The organism is Microcystis sp. M20BS1 (assembly GCF_020245305.1).
Classification (GTDB): Bacteria; Cyanobacteriota; Cyanobacteriia; order Cyanobacteriales; family Microcystaceae; genus Microcystis; species Microcystis ichthyoblabe_A.
This window is the reverse complement of the sequence record NZ_JADBUZ010000143.1, coordinates 1-4313: the sequence shown is the minus strand read 5'-3', so window position 1 is coordinate 4313 and position 4313 is coordinate 1. Positions and strand designations below refer to the sequence as shown.

The window sequence follows — 4313 nt, the reverse complement described above, 5'->3', positions numbered from 1 at the left end:
TGCTTCTAACCCCTCCTCTACCTGAGTCCAAAAACGATTTAAATCGCGACTAGCGGCGACTAAAAGGCTATTTTCGCCGATAAAAGATAATGCTCCCACGGGACTAGATAAAATTGGTGCTTGGTCATCCTGTCCTAAGACTCCAATTAAGGCGGTTTGAGCGACTATTCCCCCGGATTTGAGGGAAAAAGCCGTGGCTAATCGTTGTTTTGCTTCGGGACTCTCCGGGACGGGTTGATTAGCGATCCAAGCTGATAACGGGGGTAAATTGCCGTAAACTATAGCTATACGCGGTTCGGTGATATTTTTGAGGGCTTCTCGGTAATCAGGGCTATTTTTTAGGTTTAAATCCGGTACTTGCACGTTATTAAGTGCCTCGCGCAAAACCTTGATATTATTGGCAAAAAGCACCGTATCACCCACCACGGCACTAGCGAGAAAACGATTATTATCTCCTGCGGTCAAGGGACGTTGATAAATCAGGTTAACTCCCTTGTAGAGTTCAAAAACGAGGTCAAATTTGCCCGAAACCGCCTGTTTTGAGTAGGAAGCTTGCAGAAATTCCTTAGCGCGTTCACCATCTTTACTTTGAATTGCCAAAAGATAACCCGGTTGGATACCATTATCGGTATCGCGATCGAAATCTAGGGAAGTAACAGCGAGAGTAATTTCCTCCCCTAACCAGGGTTTGATTTCCTTTTGATAATTTAATCCCGTTTTGCCGAGCAGACTTTTTTCTAAATCCTTAATTTCTTGGTGGGAACGTCGTCGATTAGCCGGTGTAGCGATTAATTGACCAAAAGACTCTAAACGTTCGGGATTGACCAGCAAGGATACCATAACCGGGGCCTGTTTCGGCACAAAAATCGCCGCCATCGGTTCCCGCAGCACCCCACCTTTGAGCAAAGACAGAGGACTATCGGCGAGAATCCAAGCAAAACTGGCTGTAGCGACTCCTAGGAGAATGATTACCGTCGCACCTAAAATATAGAAAAACGATCGCAATTTCACAACCTTGTCCCGAGATGAACCATTAGCTATTTTAAGCCAGCAAATGACCCAAGAATTTCGATCGCTACAATTCTTACCAGACTGATAACCGATAACTCGCCACCGATAACTAATTTTTACCAGCCTTTTTCCGCTTGAGCGAGGACATAGTTAGCTACAGCTTCGATATCTTCAGCGCTGAGACGACCACCGAAAGCGGGCATCGCCCCCATACCTTTGGTAACTTGGGTAACGATAGCTTCAACGGAATCTTTGCCGTATTTAACTAAATCTTCTTTTTTCAGGGTTTTAGCGGCATTAACCACGTTTTTACCGCCCATATGGCAGGAAGCACAGTTAGCACTGAAAATCGAAGCCCCATCAGCTAAAGCGGGACGAGCCATACCGAATGTAACCACAGCCAAGAGCAAGCACAGGGAAATTAATAGTCTTTTCACGATTGGTTCTCCTCTATTTCTTAAGAAATTCCCCAACCATCGTCAGAAAAAACCGGTTTTCTTGTCAAAAGACAAGCTGTCAAACTTGGTGTAGAATGAATCAATGGGACAGTTAAAAGCAAACTTTTACTTTTTTGTCAAAAGACAGGCTGTCAAACTTGTCATCTTCCCTCGTGTAAAGGATTAACAAGCATGAAAAAATTAGGTTTATTGGTCGCTACCGTGGTGCTAGTCGTCTCTAGCTTCTTCTTCAACACTGCCTCCGCTGCTGCGGAAACCTTCACGGTTAAGATGGGCGGTGATGCGGGTACACTACAATTTGATCCCCCCGCCCTCACTATTAAAGCAGGAGATACGGTGAAATGGGTCAATAACAAACTTTCTCCCCATAACATAGTTTTCGATAGCACCAAGGTTCCTGAAGCCCAAGCTGCTAAATTATCCCATAAAGGTCTGGCTTTTTCCGCCGGTGAGTCCTTTGAAAGCACTTTCAGCGAACCGGGTACTTACACCTACTACTGCGAACCCCATCGCGGCGCCGGTATGGTCGGAACGATTACCGTTGAGTAATTGTCCGATTTTAAGCAAAAATAACTCGCGGTTAACTGCCGCGGGTTGTTTTTTTGGGAATTATGAATTATGAATTATGAATTATGAATTGGGAAGAATAAATAAAAATAGTCTCCTGACGACCGGCTACTGTCTCCTGTCTCCTATCTCCTATCTCCTGTCTCCTGAAATATAAAGTCTCGGTTACAAAACTGACTTGCGAGCAATTCTCACCCCACCATAGAAACAGAAGCCCGTAGGAAAATCAGCCATGAAAGAACACGATGTCGTTATAGTGGGTGGTGGGTTAGCAGGATGCCGCGCCGCCTTAGAAATCAAACGCCTCAACCCGACCATCGATGTTGCTGTCGTTGCCAAAACCCACCCAATTCGTTCCCACTCCGTCGCTGCCCAGGGAGGTATCGCCGCCGCCCTGCAAAACGTTGACCCCAAAGATAATCCCAAGGCCCACGCCTACGATACCGTCAAAGGTTCCGATTTTCTGGCTGACCAGGATGCGGTGGATATCCTCACCCAAGAAGCCCCCGAAGTTATCATCGAATTGGAACATCTAGGCGTGTTATTCTCCCGTCTCGAAGATGGACGCATTGCCCAAAGAGCCTTTGGCGGTCACAGCCATAACCGGGCCTGTTACGCCGCCGATAAAACTGGTCACGCCATGCTGCACGAATTAGTCAGCAATTTAGGCCGTAATCAGGTAAAAATCTACGATGAATGGTACGTTTTGCGCCTTATCCTCGAAGAAGGTACGGCCAAAGGCGTGGTTATGTACCAAATCGCCACCGGACAGTTAGAAATCCTCCGGGCAAAAGCAATTATGTTCGGGACCGGGGGCTATGGTCGCGTTTATAACACCACCTCCAACGATTTCGCCTGTACGGGAGACGGTTTAGCTTTATCGGCAAAAGCGGGTATTCCCCTAGAAGACATGGAATTTGTCCAATTTCACCCCACTGGACTCTATCCCGTCGGTGTTTTAATCTCAGAAGCGGTCCGGGGTGAAGGTGCTTATTTAATCAATAGCGAAGGTCGTCGTTTTATGGAAGACTACGCCCCCTCGCGCATGGAATTGGCACCCCGGGACATCACTTCCCGGGCCATTACCCTAGAAATTCGCGCCGGCCGGGGGGTAAATCTGGACGGTAGCGCCGGGGGTCCCTTTGTCTATCTGGATTTACGCCATTTAGGCCGGGAAAAAATTATGAGTCGCATTCCCTTCTGTTGGGAGGAGGCCCACCGTCTCGTCGGTGTCGATGCGGTAGAGGAACCGATGCCCGTCCGTCCTACAGTTCACTATTGTATGGGCGGCATTCCCGTTAATACCGATGGTCGCGTTCGCTTAAGTGCCGATACCCTCAGCGAAGGCTTTTTCTCCGCCGGGGAATGTTCCTGTGTCTCTGTTCACGGGGCCAATCGTTTGGGTAGTAATTCCCTGTTAGAATGTGTGGTCTATGGGAGAAGAACCGGCAAATCGATCGCTAAATACGTCGAAAAACGCGCTTTTCCCGTATTTAATCCCGATATTTACCTTCAGGATGCCAAAGAGGAAATCACCGCTTTATTGACCAAAAAAGGCACGATTCGCATCGGTCAACTACGTCAGCAATTCCAAGACTGTATGACCCAACATTGCGGCGTTTTTCGCACCGAAGCGACCATGCGCGAGGGAATTAAACAAATCGGCGAATTAAAGCGCCAATACGAGCAGATTTACCTGGATGATAGAGGTGATTGCTGGAATACGGAACTAATCGAGGCCTGGGAGTTACAAAGTCTCATGGTGGTGGGGGAAATTATCCTCACCTCTGCCCTCAATCGTCAAGAAAGCCGAGGGGCCCATTCCCGCGAAGATTTTCCCCAACGGGATGACCAAAATTTCCTTCAGCATACCCTCGCCTATTATTCCCCCTCCGGCATCGATATCGACTATATGCCCGTGGTAATTCAGGATTTCACCCCCGTGGAACGTAAGTATTAACCTCTGGTCGGACGGTAAATGTAAAGGAATATTACAAACTCCTTGGCATTTACCGAGATTTAGTTCTATACTAAATAAAGCAACGCGGGATAGAGCAGTCTGGTAGCTCGTCGGGCTCATAACCCGAAGGTCAGTGGTTCAAATCCGCTTCCCGCCATTACTAATAAAGCCGGTAGTTAGGGCTTGCTGAATAAATCTAAAAACCTTGTTGGATAAGGCTTTTAGACTTTTTTGACCTCAAAAAGTGCCGACCATTGGAGGGATCGGGGGTAAAATTCAGGTACTTTTTCCCTGAAAATTAGGTAACTGACTACCTC

The 4313-nt window shown here is 47.5% G+C and carries 4 protein-coding genes and 1 tRNA gene; 3 read left to right on the top strand and 2 right to left on the bottom strand.

Annotated features, from left to right (window positions below; genetic code table 11):
* Both IM507_RS14655 and petJ read right to left on the bottom strand, forming a co-directional pair.
* A partial coding sequence (locus IM507_RS14655) for a DUF3352 domain-containing protein (protein WP_287637258.1) occupies positions 1-1011 on the bottom strand: 1011 nt, incomplete at its 3' end.
* 116 nt (positions 1012-1127) lie between these two features.
* A complete protein-coding gene (gene petJ / locus IM507_RS14650) occupies positions 1128-1448 on the bottom strand; it encodes a cytochrome c6 PetJ (RefSeq protein ID WP_002732729.1) in 321 nt (106 codons plus the stop codon).
* A 192-nt stretch (positions 1449-1640) separates the two neighbouring features.
* Here petJ and petE point away from each other — a divergent pair, with 192 nt between their 5' ends.
* From petE to IM507_RS14635, 3 genes are all read left to right on the top strand, one after another.
* On the top strand, positions 1641-2018 hold the full coding sequence (petE, locus tag IM507_RS14645) for a plastocyanin (protein WP_002731857.1): 378 nt from the start codon (positions 1641-1643) through the stop codon (positions 2016-2018).
* Between the two features lie 250 nt (positions 2019-2268).
* Positions 2269-3996 carry a succinate dehydrogenase/fumarate reductase flavoprotein subunit gene (locus IM507_RS14640; protein ID WP_002734415.1) on the top strand — a complete coding sequence of 576 codons (1728 nt, stop codon included), beginning with the start codon at positions 2269-2271 and terminating at the stop codon, positions 3994-3996.
* Positions 3997-4079: 83 nt separating this feature from the next.
* Positions 4080-4153: transfer RNA gene (locus IM507_RS14635), tRNA-Met, on the top strand.
* The last annotated feature ends 160 nt before the right edge of the window (positions 4154-4313 follow it).